The sequence below is a fragment of the Caballeronia sp. LZ029 genome, from assembly GCF_031451275.1.
Taxonomy (GTDB): Bacteria; Pseudomonadota; Gammaproteobacteria; order Burkholderiales; family Burkholderiaceae; genus Caballeronia; species Caballeronia jiangsuensis.
In genome coordinates this window covers 209018-226991 of record NZ_JARUXO010000004.1, presented here as the reverse complement: position 1 = coordinate 226991, position 17974 = coordinate 209018, and the positions used below count along the sequence as shown (strand labels likewise).

Here is a 17974-nt window from a genome sequence, read left to right as displayed (position 1 = left end):
GGCAAACGTTTCACATGCTTCAGCGGATCGCGATTGCCGTTTCGGTGCGCGTGCGCGCGAGCTTCTTCGAAGCCGGGCGCGCAGCCTTTCTCGCCGGCTTCTTCGCGACATGCTCCAGCGCCTGCGCTGCTGCGTTCTTGCCGCTCGCCTTCAGCCCGCCGGCGCGCGCCTTGCGGCTCGATTCCGATAGCAGCCTAGTCAGGCGCGCGTCGCTCGGCGCATCGCCCTTGCGGTTCTTGCGCGCCGCCTCGCGCGTGCGGCGCTTCGCTTCCTTTTCGAGGAAGATCGCGAGCGCGGCCTCGTCGGTCTTGAGCCCGTGACGGCGCGACGCGGACATCGTCTCGGCGAGCTCGCCGGCCTCGAATGCGTCGATCACCGCCGGATGCACATAGCACTTGCGGCACACGGCGGGCGTATTGCGCAGCAGTTGCGCGACTTCCTTGATCGTGCCGACGATATGCTTGCGCGCCTCCGTGACGGTCTCCCATTTCAGCCGTCTCAGCGCCGCGAGCGCGAACACGCTGCCCGCCCACGTCCGATAGTCCTTCGCGGTGAAATCCGCACCCGTGATCTCGTGCAGATAGTCGTTAATATCGGATGAAGAGACGGTGTGACGTGTGCCGTCCGCATCGAGATACTGGAAGAGATCCTGCCCCGGCAAGTCCATGCAGCGTTTGACGATGCGCGCGACCCGCGTGTCGCTCACGGCGACATCGTGCTCGATGCCGCTCTTGCCGCGAAACCTGAACCTCAACGTTCCCGCCGATACTTTCAGATGACGCTTCCTCAGCGTCGTCAGTCCGTACGAGCGATTCTCGCGCGCATATTCCTCGCTGCCGACGCGGATGAGCGTCGTGTCGAGCAGGCGCACGACTGTCGCGAGCACCTTGTTGCGCGGCATGCCGTCGAGCTTGAGATCGCGCGCGACCCGCGAACGCAGTTTCGGCAGCACCACGGAAAACGCGAGCATGCGCTCGTATTTGTTGGCGTCGCGGGTTTCGCGCCATTGCGGGTGATAGCGATACTGCTTGCGCCCACGCGCATCGCGTCCGGTCGCCTGGAGATGGCCGCGCGAGTCGGGGCAGATCCAGACGTCGGTATAAGCGGGCGGAACGGCGAGCGCATTGATGCGGCGAATCTCGGCTTCGTCGTCGATACGCTTGCCTTGCGTGTTGAAGTACGCGAATGCGCCGTCGATCCAGTCGCGCGTATAGCCGCGTCGCGAATCGTCCATGTAGCGCAGGCCCGGCGGCAAATCTTCCGGGCAGCCCTGCACGCCGCCCGTCAGAACGTCGCTGGCCCCGCCGCCTGTCTCGTTGTTCGTTCCGATTCTCGCCACCGCGCGCCTCGCCTGATTGTCGTTCGAGTCATGGCGATGCATCGAGCAACGTGCGTGCCGGAGCGGCCGCCCGTGCGAGCAGGGAGGGGAAAATCAGGGCAGCGCGAGTTCGCGCGCGCCTTCGGAGGCGGCCCAGCGCTCCTTGACGGACCAGCGCTCCTCGGTGCCGGCCTGAACGATCGTGAGCCGGCCTTCCGGCGCGAAAGCGCACGTATCGATGTAAATCTGCGAGCCGATCTGCTTCACCGCGCGCGTCGGCGTATGGCCGCAGTAGGTCGGCGACAGGCCGAGCTGTTGCTGCGGGTCCGCGTGACCAAGCGCGAGGCCGCGGCCCCACAGAATCTGGCTGCGCACGTCTTCATGAAACTCGCCGGCGTCGAGTTCGGCGTCGTTGCCAAAAAACTCCGCGTGCAGCACGTTGAAGCGCCGCTCGCCCTCGCCGACGATGCGCACGAGCGGCAGCGTCGCGAGCCGCGCCGCGAGCGCGGCGAGTTGATCGTCGGGGACCGTTTCGGCCCACGCGCCGCCGATGGCGTACCAAGACTGACGGCGCATCGTGCCCGCCGCCACGGAGATCAGCGAATCCTCGTGATTGCCGAGCACCGGATAGAACCACGGCTTGTCGATGAGATCGACGGCCGCGAGCGAGTCCGTGCCGCGATCGACCAGATCGCCGACGGAAAACAGCCGGTCCCGCGCACCATCGAAGCCGATTTCGTGCAGCAGATAGCGCAGCGCATCCACGCAGCCATGCAGATCGCCGACCACGAAATCGCGGCCGATATCATTGGCAGGATGCCTGCAGACGATAGGATAGGTAGGACCATTCATGCGCCCATGATAGCGCTGCTCAATGACGGAATGTGAGTGCTGCCTCGCTTTTGCAAGCAGTCCGCAAGCCGCATCCACACTCGTTACAACGGCGTTACCGGCGCGCTCGAAGTGCGCGTAAAAGCTGCCGCACGTGCTTGCCGGGAACCGTATTTATTGCGTCATCCAACGAAGCCGCGCGACCGATTTCGCATCGGTCGCCGCGCGTGGATCGCCGAACTGGCGCGTGATGAAATTGCTCAACGCGGCGATCTGTTCGTCCGTCAGTTGCGTGGCGAACGCGGGCATCCGCGCGTAGGCATCGCGTGTTTGGCGATTCACGCCGTGCAGGATCACGAGGACGAGATTGCTCGTCGTCGCTGTGCCGAGTGCGCCGGTCACGCCGTCGTGCACGAGCGGGGGAAACGGCTTGCTGCCCTCGCCCGTCATGCCGTGGCAACTGGCGCACGCGGCGGCGTAGAGCCGTGCGCCGTCGGTGCCGAGCGCCGTGATGTCCGTGCGGGCTGGCCGGCCGAAACTCGTGCGCGAACGCGCGTCCTTCACCGCGACGGGCGGCAACGCGCGCATATACGCGATCATCGCGCGCAGATCGGCAGTCGTCAGAAATTGCGTGCTCGTGGACACGACTTCCGCCATCGGTCCGATGGCATAGGCGCGTCCAGGCGCGGCGCCGGTCGACAGAAAGCGCAGCAGTTCATCGTCACGCCATGCGCCAATGCCCGCAACGCGCTCCGGCGTGAGGTTGCCGGCCTGCCAGCCCGCGACCGTCGCGCCGCCGAGCCGCTCGCTTCGATTCAAACCGCCGAGCCAGTTGCGCCGCGTGTGACATTCGCCGCAATGCCCGAGCCCTTCGACGAGATACGCGCCGCGATTCCACTCCGCGCTCTTCGACGGATCGGCCACGAAGCGCCCCGGCGAAAAGTTGAACAGATTCCACAGCGGCATCAGCCAGCGCTGGTCGAACGGAAACGCGAGCGTGTTGCGCGGCGTCGCGGCGCGCACGGGCGGCACGGTCGCAAGCCACGCGCGCATCGCGAGAAGATCGGCGTCGGAGAGCAGCGTGTACGCGGTGTACGGAAACGTCGGATACAGCCGCTCGCCGTTGCGGCCGATGCCCTCGCGCATCGCGCGGACGAATTGCGCGTCGGTCCATGCGCCGATGCCCGTTTCGCGGTCGCTGGTGATGTTCGGCGCGAACACGTTGCCGAACGGCGTCGCGATGGGCCGCCCGCCCGCGAACGGCCGCGCGGGATCGGCGGTATGGCAGCTCATGCAGCCGCCCGCGCGCACGAGATATTCGCCCTGAGCGGCTTTCGTTTGTGCCCTGGCGAGACCGGGCAGACAAGCCAGCGCGACGATCAGACACGCGAGCCGCGCGGTCATCGGAGCGAGGTTTCGATCGTGCCGGCGAGTCGCAGCGACAGCGCCGCGATCGTCAGCGTGCAGTTGACCGAGCCGCCCGCCGGCATCACCGCGCTGCCGGCGATGAAAAGATTCGGATGATCGTGCGCGCGGCATTCGGCATCGACGACCGCATCGTTCGGATCGCGGCCCATGATCGCCGTGCCCATGATGTGGCTGCTCGCGCCGAGCGAATCGTCGTATTCGATTTCGGTGCCCTCGAACATGCCGGCGATGCGCTCGAACTGCGCGTGCGTATCGGCGGCGCTCTTGCGCACGTAATCGTCGATGGAATAGGCGATCTCCGGGCGCGGCAAGCCGAGCGCATCCTTTTGCGCCGACAGCGTCACGCGATTCGCGCCCGATGGCAATTGCTCGTGAAAGCTGCCGAACGTCAGCCTGCGCGCGCATTGCTCGCGGATCTGTCGATCGAGCTCGCCGCCCGTCAGACCTCGGCCGACGAGATTCCAGGTGACGGCGAGCGTCGGCGCGGCGTTCGACAGATGCAGCTTCTTCGCCGCCTGCTGCGCGCGAAACGGGCCGTCGCGAAAATCGACGATCGAGCTCATTTCCACCGGCCCGCGCCCTGGCCACAGCGCCTCGTTCGCGAGAAAGCTCACGCTCGCGCCGGGATGATCCATCAGATTGCGCCCGACCTGATCCGAGCCATTGGCGATGCCCTTCGGATAACGCGCCGACGCCGACATCAAAAGCAGCTTGGGCGTTTCGACGCCGTTCGCCGCGATCACGAAGCGCCTGCCGGTCACGCGCGTGCTCTGGCCGTTCGGGTCCTTGCAGTGAATCGCGACGATGTCCCCGCGATCGTTCGCCTCGATGCGATACGCGACCGCCTGCGCGATCAGCGTCGCGCCCGCGCGCTCGGCCTTGTCGGCGTGCGTGGCGGCGTGGTACAGCGCACCGATCGGGCAAATGGGCATGCAATTGTTGTTGCCGCAGCACGCGGGGCGCGCATCGTACGGACGGTTGTTGCGCGCCATCGGCTCGGGCACGACGCGCATCGACTGCGCGCCGAGCACCTCGGCCACGCGCCGGTCCATCCATGAAAGCGGCAGCGCGCTCATCGGATACGGCGTGGAGCGCGGCGAGCCGAGATCGACGTCCGGGCCCGCGACGCCCAGCTCGGCTTCCGCCTGCCCGTACCAGGGTTCGAGCGTCTCGTAGGGAAACGGCCAGTCGCGCCCGACGCCGTATAGCGACCTCACGCGAAAATCGGCGGGCAAGAGTCGCCACGCGGAGCCCGCCCAATGCCACGTCGTGCCGCCGACGAGCCGCAGATATTGCGGCTGATACGGCGTCGCGCCGCGATCGACGAGATACGCGCCGGGATTCATCGGCTCGGGGCGCGGCGCGTGACGCAGAAGCGGATACGGCGCGCACAGGTCGCGCTTGTCGGCCACGCGGCGAAAGCTGTCGACGATCTGCCAGCGCGCGAGACGCGGCCCGGCTTCGAGCAGGATCACCGACGCGCCCGCCCTCGCCAGCCGATACGCGACGAGACTTCCCGCCACGCCCGACCCGACGACGACCACATCCGCCGAAGTGGAACCCGCCATGCGCGCGCCTTTGTCCTTGGTCGTGATACGGCGGTCCGGTCGTTCAGGGCTTGCTCGCCCAGTCGGCCGGCTCGCCGCGGCAGTATGAGGGAATCGTGAGCATGTCGCCGACCGGATCGAACATCAGTGCGCGTTCGTACGCAACGACCTCGACATGCGGCGGCTCGCCGACGACGCCGAGATACCACGCACGCATCACCGCGCTCACTGTCTTCGCCAGTTCGGGATGCGTGGCTTCGAGCGCGGCGGTGATGATGTCGGTCGGTGTGCCGCCGTGCGTCGCGATCCATTGATCCAGCGCGGCGACCTTCGCAGCGAACCCGGGAACGTTGCGGGCGAGCGCGGCGTGCACGCGGTCGGCCAGAAGCGGATCGAAGCTCGCGCGGCCGGTGAGTCGCGCCGATACCGCGAGAAACGTATCGAAGCCGGGTGCGCGCGCCGGTTCAGCGCGCAGCGGCGGCAACGCCCACGCGGCGCACACGCCCGCCACGATGCCCCGCCGCATCACGAAAGACACGCGCTCAGACGCTTTCATGCGCTTTCCTCAGGCTGCCGAAAGGTAGCCGGGCAATAATCGCAGGCATCGAGCGAAGCCTGGCTCTCATGCGGATAAAAACGAAATGAAGCAGATTCTCCCGCCCGTTCTGCGCTACCGGCCGCGCGCCCTGATCGGCCTTCTGGTTGGTTGCGTCGTCGCCGCTTTGGTTCCGGCGCACGTGCGGCCGACCGCGCGGGCGCTGATCGGCTGGGACTCGGCGGTGTGGCTCTATCTCGTGCTGATCTGGCTGAAGATGGCGACGGCGCGCCAGACCGACGTGCAGGCGCTCGCCGAACGCGAGGACGAAAACGCCGCGACCGTCCTGATGGTCGTGAGCGTCGCGGCGATCGCGAGCATCGTGGCGATCGTCGTCGAGTTGTCGACCGCGAAGAACATGGGCGCCGGAGCGGTGCTGCATTATGTGCTGACCGGCGCGACGATGCTCGGCGCCTGGTTCCTGATCCCGACGATGTTCACGCTGCACTACGCGCGGCATTACTATCAGTCGCCGGACAACGATCCCGCGCTCAAGTTTCCCGACCGGCATCTGAAGCCGGATTACTGGGACTTCCTCTACTTCTCCTTCACGATCGCGGTCGCGTCCCAGACCGCCGACGTCGCCCTCGCATCGACGGCCGCGCGCCGCACGGCGCTCGGGCAGGCGGTGCTGTCGTTCTTCTTCAATCTCGCGGTGCTCGGGCTCTCGATCAACATCGCCGCGAGCATGGTCGGCGGCTGAAACGACGCTGTCACGCGCGCTCCATAAGCTCGTCGGATACGCCGTGTAAAAACGCGGCGCGCGCCGCTGTCAGTTTTACACGCGGCACGTTCGTGCCGTTTCGCCGGCGTTCTCTTCGTGCCATCGGCGCACATGGACGGGCTGCACCGTTCACGCAATCGGTCTCGTGGCACACCGATTGCTGCACTGCGCCAGTCAGTTCCGACGAAACCCCGATCAGCGCTCGCATGCGCGGCTTATCGCCCGCACGTTCCTCTTGCTCAGGAGCCCCATTTTGCCTTTGAACGTTCTGCTGGTCGCCTCCGAAGCCGTACCGCTCGCCAAGACCGGCGGACTCGGCGACATGGTCAGCGCCTACGCCGCCGCGCTGCGCGAAGCCGGCGTCGATGCCACCATCCTGCTGCCCGCCTATCCGAACGCGATCGCTCAGGCGCAAGGTCTGAGCAAGGTCGGCACGCTCACAGGCCTGCCCGGCGGCGATGCGGCGCTGTTGCGCGGCCGTATGCCCGACACCGGCGTGCCCGTGTTGCTGCTGCGCTGCGACGCACTCTATGCGCGCACCGGCCTCTATCAGGATGCGCAGGGCCGCGACTATCCGGACAACGCGATCCGCTTCGCGACGCTCTCGGCCGCCGCCGTCAGGATCGCAGAAGGTGTGCGCGGCGTGAAGAAGCCGGACATCGTTCATGCGCACGACTGGCATACGGGCCTCACGCCGCTCCTGATGAAGCACGCGGGCGTGCACGCGAAGAGCGTATTCACGATCCACAATCTCGCATTCCAGGGCAACTACGCGCTCTCGCTTGGTGCGTCGCTCGGCGTGCCGGAAAAATGGCTGGTGCATGCGCTCAGCGATCCGCAGAGCATCGAGTTCTACGGCGCGCTGAGTCTGATGAAAGCGGGCATCGTGCACGCCGATCGCGTGACGACCGTCTCCGAAACCTATGCGCGCGAGATTCTCACGCCGCGCTTCGGGCATCTGATGGAAGGCGTGCTGCAAAGCTGCGCGGACAAATTGCAGGGCGTCGTGAATGGCATCGACGAAGCAACGTGGGACCCCGCCGCCGATCCGCTCATCGAACGCAACTATTCATTCGACGACATGCGCGGCAAGCACGCGTGCAAGCGCGCGCTGCAACGCAAGTTCGGCCTGCCTGTCGATCCGTTCGCGCCGCTCATGGCGATCGGCAGCCGCATGACCGGTCAAAAGCTCGCCGATGTCGTGGTCGAGGCGCTGCCGCGGCTGCTCGAAAAACATCCGCGCCTGCAACTCGCGGTGATCGGCAAGGGCGAAGCGTATATCGAGGCGGGCTTCAGAAAACTCGCGCAGGAATGGCCGGATCGCGTGGGCGTGTATATCGGATATGACGAACGGCGCGCGCATGCACTGCACGCGGGCGCGGATCTTCTGCTGCACGGCAGCCGCTTCGAGCCGTGCGGCCTGACGCAGATGTATGCGATGCGCTACGGCACGTTGCCGATCGCATCGCGCGTGGGCGGCCTCGCCGACACGATCGTCGATGCGGCGCAAAACGTGGCGCATCGCGTGCGCGATGTGCTGCGTCCATCCGCATATCTGCGCGACGGCACGCACGACATGCCGATCGCGTCGATCCCCGCGCCGCGCGCCTCGCACGCGCCCACGGGCTTTCTCTTCGACGGCGAACGCGCCGCCGATGTCATCGACGCCGCGAGCCGCGCGCTCGATGCCTACATGCGTCCGCAAGTGTGGCGCGCGCTGCAGCGCAACGCGATGTCCTGCGATTTCGGATGGAACGAAGCCGTGACGACGATGGTCGCACTGTACGTCGGCCTGAGCGACGCGCGCCCGAGCCGCTCGACATTGCGTGCGCGCCGCGTTCCCGACGTCATGCAGGCGCCCGTGCAGACGCATGCGCAGGACGCGCGTTCGCTTGCGCGCACCGCATGAGCATGGGCGGCGCAGTTGCTCCATAGTAGTGCCTTGATGCAAAGCCGAACCGGACATTCGCAAGGGGCGCGGCACGCAACGTGCTGCCTCGCCCCGTGGAATGACCGAAGGAAATCACTTGGGATCGTGGCGCCCACCGTGAGCGCGGCCAGCGCTCGATGCACGGTGCATCGCGATACGCGGCCAGGCAGGCGTCGATTCACGCGGCGCCAGGGTGTAATCTGAGTTCCGCCTGAGCGCCGCGCGATTCCGTATGTGCGGACCGGCTCTTCAGCAGTTTGGCCCGTGAGCGTGATCGCGATTGATGCCCGCATCCCCGCCACCGCAGGACGACTCTGGAAAAGACGAACGATGGAAAACCATCAAGCTCATCATGCGTACGCGCCGCGTATTTACTTCATCGATCCCCTGCTCGTCGGCCCGCTAGCGAACTGGCCCGACCAGTTCAGACATGCGGCCGCGCTCGGCTTCGATCACGTCCTGATCGGCTCGCCGTTCGTGCCCGGCAGCAACGGGCATCGCGAGGCCGTCGCGGATCATCATCGGCTGCATCCTGTTTTCGAATCCGATGCGAGCGCATCCGATGGCCTGCGCCAGCTCGCCGACGCCGCGAAGAAACACAAGCTCACGCTGCTCGTCGATATCGTGATCGATCGCGTGAGCGCGGAGGGCGGGCTCTATCAGGAGAACAAACACTGGTTCCAGCCGTTCGAGAGCGCCGATGCGCGGCTCGATCCGCGCAAGCCGCCGCGTCAGCGCGATGTCGCCTGGGCGAACTTCGCCGATGGCGAGTCCGCGCATCATCTGACCGAATGGTGGGCGCGCGAGCTGAACCTGCTCGCCGATGCGGGCGTCGGCGGCTTTCGCTTCGATTCGCCGCATGCGGTGCCCGCGCACGTGTGGCGCAGGCTCGGCGCGGCCGTGCGCGAGAAGCATCCCGAGACGCGCTGGCTCGCATGGACCGTCGGCGTCACGCGCCATGATCTGCACGGTCTCGCCGACGCCGCCTTCGACGCCGTGTTCGCATCGACGCGCTGGTGGGACTTCAGGAGCGCGTGGCTCTTCGACGAGCACGCGGCGCTGTCGCGCATCGCATCGCCGATCACGTTTCCCGAAGACCCGTTCGGCGCGCGGCTCATCAGCGATCTCTCCGACACGAGCGACACCGCGCTCGTCGAACGCGCCTACACGCGCGTGCTCGATACCGCCGCCGCGCTCGGCACCGGCATCATGGTGCCGATGGGTTTCGAGTATGGCGTCGGCCTGCCGATGTCGCCGCAATACGGCATCGCCGCCGAATACGAACGTGCGAAGAACGAGAAGCGCATCGACCTCACGGCGCGCGTCAAACGTGCGAACGACTTGCAGCGCAACGTCGCTACGCTGTCGAGCGTCGGCGAACTGCGTGCGCTGACGGGCGCGGGCACGCCGTACGCGGCGCTGATCCGCGCGGACGGCGGCGATCTGCGCCACAGCAACGACGCCGTGCTCGCCGTGATCAATCCCGATCTCGTCGCGCCCGTGCATGTCGATACGCTGCATCTGCTCGAATCGGTGCCGGGCAATTACACGCGCTTCGCGCTCATTGACGATTCCATGGGAAAGGCCGAACGTCTCGCGCCGTTCACGCTGAAGGCGGGCGAAGTGCGGCTCTTCCGCGCCGAGGCCGAGCCCTTCATCCTGCTCGCGCAGCCGCAGGTGAAACGCGGCGCGAAGACCGCCGACAAGAAGGCGGTGACCGAGGCGATCGCCGCGGCGCGCGTGTCGATCGAAAGCGTGACGCCCTCGGTCGATCATGGGCGCTTTCCGGCGAAACGCATCGTCGGTGAGGCAGTGGAGATTCAGGCCGCGATCTTCGCGGAAGGCCACGACAAGATCGCCGCTGCCGTGCAATGGCGCGCCGCCGACGAAACCGACTGGCACGAAGCGCCGATGCGCGCCGTGCAGCCCGCCGGCCTCGACTTGTGGAGCACGCGCATTCCGCTCGAACGCGTGGGCCGTCACGAGTTCGTCGTGATGGCGTGGCGCGACGATTTCGCGTCGCTCGTCGATCACATGCAGAAGAAGCTGAAGGCCGGGCAGACCGTCGAACTCGAAGTCGAGGAAGCGAAGCATCTATTCGCGCTGATCCTCGCCGAAGTCAAGACCGCCGACGATCCCGACAGCGACAGCGCCCCGCTCGACGCGATCGTGAAGGACTTCACGAAGGCCGACGACGCGCGCAAGCTCGAACTCACGCTCGCGCCCGCCACCGCGAAGGCCATTGCAGCGGCGCGGCATCGTCCGTTCCTGTCGCGCGATCCGGTCGTGTATCGCGTCGATGCGGAACGCGCCGCCGCGCGCTTCGCAAGCTGGTACGAGATCTTCCCGCGCTCGATGAGCGACGACGTGAACCGTCACGGCACGTTCATCGACGTGATCGGCAAGCTGCCGCGCATCCGCGAGATGGGCTTCGACGTGCTCTATTTCCCGCCGATCCATCCGATCGGCGTCGCGAATCGCAAGGGCAAGAACAACACGCTGACGGCAGGTCCCGGCGATGTCGGCAGCCCGTATGCGATCGGCGGCAAGGAAGGCGGACATACCGCAGTGCATCCGGAGCTCGGCAATCTCGACGACTTCAAGCGCATGCTCGAAGCCGCGCATGAACATGGTCTGGAGATCGCGCTCGACTTCGCGGTGCAATGCTCGCCCGATCATCCGTGGCTCAAGGAACATCCGACGTGGTTCGCGTGGCGTCCCGACGGCACGCTGCGTTATGCCGAGAATCCGCCGAAGAAGTATCAGGACATCGTGAATCCGGACTTCTATGCGCAGGACGCGAAGCCCGATTTATGGATCGGGTTGCGCGATGTCTTCCTGCACTGGATCGCGGCAGGCGTGCGCATCTTCCGCGTCGACAATCCGCATACGAAGCCGTTCCCGTTCTGGGAATGGGTGATCGGCGACGTGCGCGCGCGCCATCCCGACGTGATCTTCCTCTCCGAAGCGTTCACGCGGCCGCGCGTGATGAATCGTCTCGCCAAGCTCGGCTTCTCGCAGTCGTACACGTACTTCACGTGGCGCGAGAGCAAGCGCGATTTCATCGACTACATGCACGATCTCACGCAGACCGATGCGAAGGAATTCTTCCGCCCGAACTTCTTCGTGAATACGCCGGACATCAATCCGCGCTTTCTGCAAAGCTCCGGGCGTCCGGGCTTCGTGATTCGCGCGGCGCTGGCGGCGACCTTGTCGGGCTTGTGGGGCGTGTATAGCGGCTTCGAGCTGTGCGAGTCCGCCGCGCTGCCGAACAGCGAGGAGTATCTCGACTCCGAGAAGTATGAAATCAGGGCGTGGGACTGGAATCGTCCCGGCAATATCGTGACCGAGATCACCGCGCTCAATCGCATCCGCCGCGCGAATCCCGCGTTGCAGACGCATCTCGGCGTGAACTTCCTGCCCGCGCATAACGATCACATCCTGTTCTTCGAGAAGGCGAACGCATCGCGCGACAACGTCGTGCTCGTCGCGATCAATCTCGATCCGTTCAACGAGCAAGGCGCGGATATCGAGTTGCCGTGGCAGACGCTCGAACGCTGGGGCGTGCACGAAGGCGATGCTCTCGCCGTCGAGGATCAGGTGACGGGCGAACGATTCGAATGGCGCGGACGGCGTCAGCACGTGCGGCTCGATCCGCATTCGCTGCCTTTCGCGATCTGGCGCATTTCACCGACATGGGGCTTGCCGAAGCCGCAGCCGGACAACGAAGGATGAATCCTCAGCAGCGAACGAGAGCACACGAATAACAAGGGCGAATAGCGATGCATTCAGCCCATAAGGACATTGGAGCGAAACCGTGGATACAAGGGTGAAGCGCAACAAGAAGGCCTCGATTCTCAGCGACGATCCGCTCTGGTACAAGGACGCGATCATCTATCAGGTTCACATCAAGTCTTTCTTCGATGCGAACAACGACGGCATCGGCGATTTCCCCGGCCTGCTCGCGAAGCTCGACTACATCGCGGAGCTGGGCGTCGATACGATCTGGCTGCTGCCGTTCTATCCGTCGCCACGCCGCGACGACGGCTACGACATCGCCGATTACCGCAACGTGCATCCGGACTACGGCACGATCGCGGACGTCAAGCGCTTCATCCAGGAAGCGCACGCGCGCGGCATACGCGTGATCACCGAGCTCGTCATCAATCACACGTCGGACCAGCATCCGTGGTTTCAGCGCGCGCGCCATGCGAAGCCGGGCTCGAATCATCGCAACTACTACGTGTGGTCCGATACGGACAAGAAGTACGAAGAGACGCGCATCATCTTCATCGACTCGGAGCCGTCGAACTGGACCCACGATCCGGTCGCCGGCCAGTACTACTGGCATCGCTTCTATGCGCACCAGCCCGACCTGAACTTCGACAACCCCGCGGTCCTGAAGGAAGTGCTCTCCGTGATGCGCTTCTGGCTCGACATGGGCATCGACGGGCTGCGGCTGGATGCGGTGCCCTATCTCGTCGAGCGCGAAGGCACGAACAACGAGAACCTGCCCGAAACGCACGACATCCTGAAGAAGATTCGCGCGACGATCGATGCGGAGTATCCGAACCGCATGCTGCTCGCGGAAGCGAATCAGTGGCCGGAAGACGTGAAGGAATATTTCGGCGACGAGGACGAATGCCACATGGCGTTCCACTTCCCGCTGATGCCGCGCATCTACATGTCGATCGCGAGCGAGGATCGCTTTCCGATCACCGACATCATGCGTCAGACGCCCGATCTCGGCACGACGAATCAATGGGCGATCTTCCTGCGCAACCACGACGAGCTCACGCTCGAAATGGTCACGGATTCCGAGCGCGACTATCTGTGGAACACGTATGCGAGCGATCGCCGCGCGCGCCTGAATCTCGGCATTCGCCGGCGTCTCGCGCCGCTCATGGAACGCGATCGCCGCCGCATCGAACTGATCAACTCGCTGCTGCTGTCGATGCCCGGCACGCCCGTCATCTATTACGGCGACGAGCTCGGCATGGGCGACAACATTCACCTGGGCGACCGCGACGGCGTGCGCACGCCGATGCAATGGTCGTCCGATCGCAACGGCGGTTTCTCACGCGCCGATCCCGAGCAACTCGTGTTGCCGCCGGTGATGGGTTCGCTCTACGGCTATGACGCGGTGAATGTCGAATCGCAGAGCCGCGATCCGCATTCGCTGCTGAACTGGACGCGCAAGATGCTCGCGGTGCGCCGCTCGAAGCACGCGTTCGGACGCGGCACGATCCGCTTCCTGCGGCCTGCGAATCGCAAGATCCTTGCTTATCTGCGCGAGCTCGAAGGCGAGCCGCCGATTCTGTGCGTCGCGAATCTGTCGCGCGCGCCGCAGGCGGTGGAGCTCGACCTGTCGGAGTTCGATGGCTCGGTGCCGCTCGAAATGACCGCCGATTCGCCGTTCCCGGCCATCGGCAAGCTCACGTATCTGCTGACATTCCCGCCCTACGGCTTCCTGTGGTTCCAGCTTTGCCCGGGCAACCTGCGCCCTGCGTGGGCACAGGCGCCGTCGGAGCAGTTGCCCGAATTCGTGACGATGGTGATCCGCGCGGGACAGACCGGCCCGACGCCCGAGAACGTGCGCCTGCTCGAATCGGAAGTGCTGCCGAATTACCTGAGCAAGCGCCGCTGGTTCGCGTCGAAGGATCAGAAGCTGCATGGCGTGCGCCTCGCCGCGCTGACGACGATCGAAGGCGCGGGATTCGCGTTCACGGAAATCGAAGCCGATGTCGGCGATCATTGCGAGCGCTACGTGCTGCCGCTTTCCATCGCGTGGGGCACGGAGACGACATCGCCGCTCTATATGCAGCTCGCGCTGGCGCGCGTGCGCCGCAACCGCAACATCGGGCATCTGACCGATGCATTCTCGGTGCCGCAATTCACCTACGGCGTGATGCGCAAGCTGAAGGAACGCGCGGTCGTGCCGACGGTGCAAAAGAGCGAGATCCGCTTCATCCCGACCGAGCGCCTCAACGAGCTCAACTACTATCCCACCGATCTGCCCGAGATCCGCTGGCTCGCGGCCGAGCAGAGCAACAGCTCGCTCGTGATCGGCGACAAGGTCGTGCTCAAGCTCGTGCGGCGAGTTGTCGGCGGCATTCATCCCGAAGCGGAGATGAGCCGCTATCTGACGAAGCTTGGCTATGCGAACACCGGCCCGCTCTATGGCGAAGTGGTGCGTGTCGATCCGCAGGGCGTGCCGCATACGCTCGTCATTTTGCAGGGCTTTATCGACAATCAGGGCGATGCGTGGAACTACGCGCTCGACTATCTGCGCCGCACCGTCGATGAACTCGCGGTCGTGGTGGAATCGGACGAGCACACGGCGGAGCGCGATGCGCAAACGGAAGGCTTCTCGGGCTACGGCAACATCGCGGGCGTGATCGGCAAGCGGCTGGGCGAACTGCATGTCGCGCTCGCGTCGCCGACCGAAGACGAAGCCTTCGCGCCGCAACGCGCGACGGCCGAGGACGTGAAGGGCTGGATCGACGGCACGCTGAAGCTGCTCGAATCGGCGCTCGATATCCTTGCGCAGAAGATCGGCGAGTTCAACGAGCACGACCGTTTCCTCGCGCAGAGCCTGCTCGATCGCCGCGCGCCGCTCGTGGATGCCGTGAAGAAGCTTGTCGCGGCCGGCGCCGATGCGCTGTGCATCCGCATTCACGGCGACTTCCACCTGGGCCAGGTGCTGATGGCGCAGGGCGATGCGTATCTGATCGACTTCGAAGGCGAGCCTGCGCGCGCGCTCGAGGAGCGTCGCAGGAAGACGAGCCCGCTGCGCGATGTCGCGGGACTGTTGCGTTCGCTGTCGTATGCGAGCGCGGCCGCGCAATCGACGACCGAGAACGCGCCCGCCCAGACGGCGGATCGCAAACGCGCGCTGTTCGAACGGCTGCGCGCCTTCGCCGAGGAGAGCTTCTTGCGGGAGTACATGGCGGCGATCGCATCGTCGCCTGAAACGATCGCGGCCGAAGACGTTTTCGAACCGTTGCTCGATCTCTTCCTGATCGAAAAGGCCGCCTACGAAATCCGCTACGAAGCAGCGAACCGGCCGACCTGGATCGGCCTTCCGCTGCGGGGTCTCGCGTCGCTCGCGAGCCGTTTGCTGGGAGACACGGGCGAGCCGCCCGCTCCGGGCACGCGACCCGTATTCGGAGCAACCAAGGACAATCCGGATGGAACCCACCATGAACAATCGTAGCGATCCGGCGGATTCCAGAAATCCCGCGCACGGACTCAATCCGCTCGACATCGACGCGCTCGTCGAGGCAAGGCATCCCGACCCGTTCTCGATGCTCGGCCTGCATGAAACCGACCGGGGACATGTCGTGCGCGTGTTCCTGCCGGGCGCATCGTCGGTGAGCGTGACGGATTCGGGCAACGGCGAGCACATCGGCTCGCTCGCGCGCATCCACGATGCGGGTCTCTACGCGGGCTTCGTCGAAAGGCCGACGGCGTATCGTCTGCAGGTCGACTGGCACGGCACGCCGCAAGAAACGCACGACACGTATTCGTTCGGCCCCGTGTTGTCCGATGAATGGCTCGATCGCCTCTCGCAGGCGGACCCGTATGCGGTGCTCGAATGTCTCGGCTCGCGTCCTGTCACGCACGGCAATGTCGCGGGCGCGCGCTTCGCGGTGTGGGCGCCGAATGCGCGGCGCTTGTCCGTGGTCGGCGACTTCAACACATGGGATGGGCGGCGGCATCCGATGCGCCTGCGTCACGGCGCGGGTGTGTGGGAGTTGTTCATTCCGGGCATCGGCGCGGGCACGCGCTACAAGTACGAGATCGTCACGCGCGATGGCCACACGCTGCCGCTGAAGGCCGATCCCTGCGCGATGCAGAGCGAGAAGCCGCCGTCGACGGCATCGGTCGTCGCGGATGCGGATGCGATCGATCACTACGCATGGACCGACGCCGACTGGATGAGCACGCGCGGCGGCAAGCAGACGCCGCAATCGCCGATCACCATTTACGAGGCGCACGCCGAATCGTGGCTGCGCGTGCCGGAGGAAGCCAATCGCGGCATGAACTGGCACGAGCTTGCCGAGCGCCTGATTCCGTATGCGAAGGGCATGGGCTTCACGCACCTCGAATTCATGCCGATCGCGGAACATCCGTTCGGCGGCTCGTGGGGCTATCAGCCGCTCGGGCAGTTCGCGCCGTCCGCGCGCTTCGGCACGCCGGAGCAGTTCGCGGAGTTCGTGAACCGCGCGCACGAGGCGGGGCTCGGCGTGATCATCGACTGGGTGCCGGCGCATTTTCCGAACGACGCGCACGGTCTCGTGCAGTTCGACGGCACGCCGCTCTACGAACATGCGGACCCGCGCGAGGGCTATCACCAGGACTGGAACACGATGATCTACAACCTCGGCCGCAACGAGGTGAGCGCGTTCCTGATTGCGTCGGGGCTTGCGTGGCTGAAGCGCTATCACATCGATGGATTGCGCGTGGATGCGGTCGCGTCGATGCTGTATCGCGACTATTCGCGCAAGGCGGGCGAGTGGGTGCCGAATATTTACGGCGGGCGTGAGAATCTCGAATCGATCGCGTTTTTGAAGCGGCTGAATCATGAAGTACGGCAGATTCCGGGCGCGATTACCGTGGCGGAGGAATCGACGGCATGGCCGGGCGTGACGGCGGATGTCGAGAGCGGTGGCCTTGGCTTCGACTTCAAGTGGAACATGGGCTGGATGCACGACACGCTGCATTACATGCAGGAAGATCCGGTTTATCGGCAGTATCACCATCATCTCTATACGTTCGGGATGGTGTATGCGTATTCGGAGCGCTTCGTGCTGCCTTTGTCGCACGATGAAGTGGTGCACGGCAAGGGGTCGCTCATCAACAAGATGCCGGGCGACAGGTGGCAGAAGTTCGCCAATCTGCGCGCGTATTTCGGCTTCATGTGGACGCATCCGGGCAAGAAGCTTTTGTTCATGGGCGGCGAATTCGGGCAGTTCGCGGAGTTTAATCACGATGAATCGCCGCATTGGCATTTGCTCGACGATTCGCTGCATGGCGGTTTGCAGAAGCTCGTGCGCGATCTGAATCATCTCTATACGAGCGAGCCTGCGTTGCACAAGCTGGACAGCGATGCGCGCGGGTTCGAGTGGATCGTCGGTGATGACAATGCGAACAGCGTGTATGCGTATCGGCGTACGGATGCCGAAGGGCGTGATCTTGTCGTCGTGTGCAATATGACGCCGGTGCCTCGGCTGGCTTATCGGATCGGGTTGCCTCGGCGCGGGCGTTGGAGTGAGGTGTTCAATTCGGATGCGGCCATTTATGGCGGGTCGAATACCGGGAATGGCGGGGTCATTCATTCGGATGACTATCCTAGTCATGGGAAGGAACAGTCTGCGGCGTTGACCTTGCCGCCGTTGGCGACGATTGTTTTGCGAGCGGATTGAGGGGGTTTTTGCGCGGGCTTTTCGTTTTCTGGCTTGTTGTCGTGGAAGCCTGATTTCGTGTCGGTCTATTGGCTCTGCCCCTCCCCGGGGCGGGGGTCACTTTCTTTGCTGCTGCAAAGAAAGTAACCAAAGAAAGCAGCTTCTCATCGCCCGCGGTCACACGCAGTTTGGCC

Annotated in this window: 10 protein-coding genes; 5 read left to right on the top strand and 5 right to left on the bottom strand. The window is 65.0% G+C overall.

The window, feature by feature from the left end; translation table 11 throughout:
* Positions 1-19 precede the first annotated feature (19 nt).
* From QCE73_RS26970 to QCE73_RS26950, 5 genes are all read right to left on the bottom strand, one after another.
* Positions 20-1381: a DNA topoisomerase IB gene (locus tag QCE73_RS26970; protein WP_404989818.1), complete on the bottom strand. Its 1362-nt coding sequence runs from the start codon at positions 1379-1381 to the stop codon at positions 20-22.
* A 51-nt stretch (positions 1382-1432) separates the two neighbouring features.
* On the bottom strand, positions 1433-2170 hold the full coding sequence (locus QCE73_RS26965) for a metallophosphoesterase (RefSeq protein ID WP_035502371.1): 738 nt from the start codon (positions 2168-2170) through the stop codon (positions 1433-1435).
* Between the two features lie 153 nt (positions 2171-2323).
* A complete protein-coding gene (locus tag QCE73_RS26960) occupies positions 2324-3553 on the bottom strand; it encodes a cytochrome c (protein ID WP_309884357.1) in 1230 nt (409 codons plus the stop codon).
* Positions 3550-5145: a GMC family oxidoreductase gene (locus QCE73_RS26955; protein ID WP_309884356.1), complete on the bottom strand. Its 1596-nt coding sequence runs from the start codon at positions 5143-5145 to the stop codon at positions 3550-3552. The genes QCE73_RS26960 and QCE73_RS26955 overlap by 4 nt, the downstream gene beginning before the upstream one ends.
* A gap of 43 nt (positions 5146-5188) precedes the next feature.
* The gene (locus QCE73_RS26950) at positions 5189-5680 is read right to left on the bottom strand and encodes a sugar dehydrogenase complex small subunit (RefSeq protein WP_309884355.1); all 492 of its coding nucleotides are present in this window, start codon (positions 5678-5680) and stop codon (positions 5189-5191) included.
* A gap of 85 nt (positions 5681-5765) precedes the next feature.
* On the opposite strand from QCE73_RS26950, the gene QCE73_RS26945 reads away from it, so the two are divergent.
* From QCE73_RS26945 to glgB, 5 genes are all read left to right on the top strand, one after another.
* Entirely contained in the window at positions 5766-6422 is a 657-nt protein-coding gene (locus tag QCE73_RS26945) for a DUF1345 domain-containing protein (RefSeq protein WP_309884354.1), read from the top strand.
* A gap of 274 nt (positions 6423-6696) precedes the next feature.
* Positions 6697-8352, top strand: a complete 1656-nt coding sequence (gene glgA, locus QCE73_RS26940; RefSeq protein WP_309884353.1) for a glycogen synthase GlgA — start codon at positions 6697-6699, stop codon at positions 8350-8352.
* A 351-nt stretch (positions 8353-8703) separates the two neighbouring features.
* Positions 8704-12108, top strand: a complete 3405-nt coding sequence (locus QCE73_RS26935) for a maltotransferase domain-containing protein (protein WP_309884352.1) — start codon at positions 8704-8706, stop codon at positions 12106-12108.
* Positions 12109-12202: 94 nt separating this feature from the next.
* On the top strand, positions 12203-15589 hold the full coding sequence (gene treS, locus QCE73_RS26930) for a maltose alpha-D-glucosyltransferase (protein WP_309885264.1): 3387 nt from the start codon (positions 12203-12205) through the stop codon (positions 15587-15589).
* Positions 15576-17801: a 1,4-alpha-glucan branching protein GlgB gene (gene glgB / locus QCE73_RS26925; protein ID WP_309884351.1), complete on the top strand. Its 2226-nt coding sequence runs from the start codon at positions 15576-15578 to the stop codon at positions 17799-17801. The genes treS and glgB overlap by 14 nt, the downstream gene beginning before the upstream one ends.
* The last annotated feature ends 173 nt before the right edge of the window (positions 17802-17974 follow it).

Excerpts from the sequence above, each read along its gene's own strand:
- QCE73_RS26970 (WP_404989818.1), bottom strand. The coding sequence starts at position 1,381 with ATGCATCGCCATGACTCGAACGACAATCAGGCGAGGCGCGCGGTGGCG.
- QCE73_RS26965 (WP_035502371.1), bottom strand. The coding sequence starts at position 2,170 with ATGAATGGTCCTACCTATCCTATCGTCTGCAGGCATCCTGCCAATGAT.
- QCE73_RS26960 (WP_309884357.1), bottom strand. The coding sequence starts at position 3,553 with ATGACCGCGCGGCTCGCGTGTCTGATCGTCGCGCTGGCTTGTCTGCCC.
- QCE73_RS26955 (WP_309884356.1), bottom strand. The coding sequence starts at position 5,145 with ATGGCGGGTTCCACTTCGGCGGATGTGGTCGTCGTCGGGTCGGGCGTG.
- QCE73_RS26950 (WP_309884355.1), bottom strand. The coding sequence starts at position 5,680 with ATGAAAGCGTCTGAGCGCGTGTCTTTCGTGATGCGGCGGGGCATCGTG.
- QCE73_RS26945 (WP_309884354.1), top strand. The coding sequence starts at position 5,766 with ATGAAGCAGATTCTCCCGCCCGTTCTGCGCTACCGGCCGCGCGCCCTG.
- QCE73_RS26935 (WP_309884352.1), top strand. The coding sequence starts at position 8,704 with ATGGAAAACCATCAAGCTCATCATGCGTACGCGCCGCGTATTTACTTC.
- glgB (WP_309884351.1), top strand. The coding sequence starts at position 15,576 with ATGAACAATCGTAGCGATCCGGCGGATTCCAGAAATCCCGCGCACGGA.